At 74.4% G+C, this 3,493-nt stretch carries 4 protein-coding genes; 1 reads left to right on the top strand and 3 read right to left on the bottom strand.

Annotated elements, in window-relative coordinates:
• Positions 1 to 308: CYTH domain-containing protein (locus DZG00_RS13570; protein WP_119455726.1), on the bottom strand; the 308-nt coding region annotated here is incomplete at its 3' end.
• A 101-nt stretch (positions 309 to 409) separates the two neighbouring features.
• On the opposite strand from DZG00_RS13570, the gene DZG00_RS13565 reads away from it, so the two are divergent.
• Entirely contained in the window at positions 410 to 1,597 is a 1,188-nt protein-coding gene (locus DZG00_RS13565; protein WP_119382752.1) for a YihY/virulence factor BrkB family protein, read from the top strand.
• Here DZG00_RS13565 and DZG00_RS13560 read toward each other — a convergent pair.
• Positions 1,542 to 2,561 (bottom strand): NADP-dependent oxidoreductase, encoded by a 1,020-nt coding sequence (locus tag DZG00_RS13560; RefSeq protein WP_119382751.1) that lies wholly within the window; start codon positions 2,559 to 2,561, stop codon positions 1,542 to 1,544. The two genes, DZG00_RS13565 and DZG00_RS13560, sit on opposite strands and share 56 nt — an antisense overlap.
• Before the next feature lie 164 nt (positions 2,562 to 2,725).
• A partial coding sequence (locus DZG00_RS13555) for an NmrA family NAD(P)-binding protein (protein WP_119455725.1) occupies positions 2,726 to 3,493 on the bottom strand: 768 nt, incomplete at its 5' end.

Here is a 3,493-nt window from a genome sequence, read left to right as displayed (position 1 = left end):
GGGCCGGGGATCGCGCCGTCGCCGTCGTCGCCGTCCGCGAGCGGCCAGCCGAGCTCGGTGCGGCCCTCGCCGCCGTCGGCCGGGAGCTTCACGTGCCAGCCCGCGTCGTGCCCGCCCTCGCGGCGACGGAGGATCATGCGGCGGTCGGCGAGCGCGTGGTCCGCGGTGTCGAGGTAGACGGCCACGAGCGTGACGGGATCCGCCGCCCGTGCCTCGGCCACGCCCTCGACGCCGTCGAAGGCCGGGACCGGCACCCCCTCCGGGACGTCGTACTTGCGCTCGATCTCGACGGAGGATGTGTGCACCATCCCCCCTGTGTAGCGCACCCGGCCGGACGCGGCCAGCCGCCGAGCGCCGACGGGCACCGCCGCGGGCGCCGGCCCTCCTGGCGTGGGTCAGACTGGCGGACATGCCCATCCGCCCGCGCCGCGCCGCTCCCGACGACGCCCCGCAGCAGGCCGACCTCGACGAGGCCGCCCTCCACCGCCGCCAGCGCATCGGCCGCGAGCTCGGCTGGTACGCCTGCCGCCGCGCCGTCTACGGGTTCATGAAGCACCGCGGCATCGACATGGCCGCGAGCCTCACCTTCTACTCGACGCTCTCGCTCGTCCCCGCTGCGGTCGCGGTGCTGAGCCTCATCGGCCTCGTCGGCGACACGCGCGCGGGCGTCGAGGGCGTCCTCGGCGTGCTCACGGCGGTGCTCGGCGACTCCGCCGTCGACGTGATCCGCGACCCGGTCGAGCAGCTCGCCGACGGCCCGCGCTCGGGCATCGCCTTCACCGTGTCCTTCCTCGGCGCGCTCTGGACCTCGGCCGCGTACGTCACCGCGTTCGGCCGCGCGATGAACCGCGTGCAGGAGACGGAGGAGGGCCGGCCGGTCGTGAAGTACCGGGCGCTGATGCTCGGGGTGACGATCGCGCTGCTCGTGGTCAGCGTCGTGATGGTCGGCATGCTGCTGCTCACGGACGACGGCGCCCGCGCGCTCGGGCAGCAGCTCGGCCTCGGCGACACGACGCTCGTGGTGTGGGCCGTGATCAAGTGGCCGCTGCTCGCGGCGCTGCTGACGGGGATCATCGGGGTGCTGTACGCGGCGACCCCGAACCTGCGCCGCCGCCGCGTCGACCTGCTCACGTGGGGCAGCCTCGTGGCCATCGTCGCGTGGGGCCTCGGCACCGCCGGCTTCGTCTGGTACGTGACGACCATCGCGACCTACGAGTCGACCTACGGGGTGCTCGGCGCGGTGATCGTGCTGCTGCTGTGGCTCTACATCGGGAACCTGTCGCTCGTGCTCGGCGGCGAGCTCGACGTGGAGATCATCCGCGCGAGGCAGCTGCAGGCGGGCATCCCGGCCGAGCACGCGCTGCGGCTGCCGGTCCGCGACACCACCCGCGCCGACCGGCTCGCACGCCGCCGCGCCCTCCTCGAGGACGAGGGGCGGCGCCTGCGCGAGGCGCGCTCGGGCCGGGACGAGACGGCCTCGGAGGAGCGCCGGGCGGATGCCCCGCCGACGCTCCCCGAGGACGACGCCCGGGAGGTGCGGGTCAGGCGGAGGCGCTGGTCCGCACGACCATCTTCCCGACGTTCTCGCCGCGCATGAGGCCGGTGAAGGCCTCGAACGCGCGGTCGATGCCGTCGATCACGGTCTCGTCCGCGGTGATCCGGCCCTCGGCCAGCCACGGGCCCATCTTCGACGCGAACTCGGGCGCGAGGTCCTGGTGGTTGCCGAGGGTGAAGCCGCGGAGCGTGAGCCCGCGCGTGACGATGCGGCCCGTGTTGCGGATCGCGATCTCCTCGCCTGTGGAGTTGTAGGTCGAGATCGACCCGCAGTTGGCGACGCGGCCGAAGTCCTTGAGGGCGCCGAGCGCGGCCGAGAGGTGGTCGCCGCCGACGTTGTCGAAGTAGAGGTCGATGCCGTCGGGCGCCGCCTCCGCGAGCTTCGCATCCAGGTCGCCGCCGTGGTAGTCGAACGCGGCGTCGAAGCCGAGGTGCGACGTGAGGCGCTCGACCTTCTCCGCGGATCCGGCGCTGCCGACGACGCGCGAGGCGCCGAGGAGGCGGGCGATCTGGCCGACCATCGAGCCGACGGCACCGGCCGCGCCGGAGACGAAGACGACGTCGCCCTCCGTGATGGACGCGATGCGGGTGAGGCCGACGTAGGCGGTGAGGCCGGTGAGGCCGAGCACGCCGAGGTGGGCGGACGACGCCACGCCGGGCACCTCGGGGACGGGGCGGAAGCCCGCGGCCTGTCCCTGTGCGACGTCGCGCCAGCCGAGCATGTGGCTGACGAGCGTGCCGACGGCGAGGTCGTCGGAGCGGGACTCGACGACGCGGCCGACGGCGGATCCGGTCATGGCCTCGTCCAGCTGGAAGGGCGGCACGTAGGACGGCACGTCGTTCATGCGGCCGCGCATGTAGGGGTCGACGGAGATGAACTCGTTCTCGACGCGGACCTCGCCGTCCTGCAGGTCGGGGAGGTCGACCTCGACGCGGCGGACGTCGTCGGGGGTGGGCTCGCCGGTGGGGCGCTTCGCCAGCTGCCACTGGATGCTGCGTGCAGACATGGGTCTCCTTCGTTCTCGGGTGCGGGCGGTCGGACGGCCGGCCCGCGGCGCTCGTGGCGCGGCCCCACCCTTCCACCGCCTGCTGGATGCGACACCCAGCGAGCCGTGGCCTCGTGAGGGGGCGGCCGGGCGCGTCGCCCGGCCGTCCCCCTCCCCGCGTGCGGCTACGCGGCGGTCGACGCGGAGCGCTCGGCGACGTGCGCGGCGAGCACGTCGCGCACGCCCGTCCAGGTGTGCTCGCCGAAGCGCTCGAGGTCGACGTGGTGCAGCTCCGCCTCCCCGCTGTACATGCTCACGAGGTACTGCATCCCCTGCCAGGCGGGGAAGGCCTCCTGCTCGTCGCGTCCGACGCGGCGCATCGCCTTGCTCGCGGTGCCGAGGACGCCCGTGGTGCCCGCCCACTGCAGCGCGAACGGCGTGCCCGTGATCTCCGTCATGGTCCGCGCGAGGTCCCGCGCGGTGACCCGGTCGCCCGCGACCTCGACCGCACGGGGCGCGTCGTCGTCGAGCGCCACGAGCGCGACCACGCGCGCCGTGTCGTCCTTGGTGGTGAAGTCGAGCACCTGGTCGGCGGACGACCAGTAGAGGACGCGGCGCCGGTCGAACAGCACGATGGGCGCCTGCCCGGTGAGCATGTCGGCGAACGCGCCGATGAACACCGAGGTCGCGCGCACGGGCGCCGCGTCGAGGTCGGCCGCGAACTCGCGCCGGAGCTCGAAGTTGCGGTTGCTGCCGGGCGTGACCCGGCGGTAGTCGGCGGAGTAGTCCGAGGGGATGAAGCGCGGCACCCCGGCCGCGACCGCCGCGGCGAGGAGCGCGCGCTGCGCTCCCACGATCACCGCGCGGGCGCCGCTGACCGCGGAGACGACGACGCGCGCGCCGGCGACCGCGCGGATCAGCGCGGCCCGGTCGGTGTAGGCGGCCTCCATGAT

It is taken from the genome of Clavibacter lycopersici (genome assembly GCF_003576405.1).
In the GTDB taxonomy this organism is placed as follows: domain Bacteria; phylum Actinomycetota; class Actinomycetes; order Actinomycetales; family Microbacteriaceae; genus Clavibacter; species Clavibacter lycopersici.
Note: the sequence above shows the minus strand (reverse complement) of the source record. Positions and strands in the feature narration are given on the sequence as shown.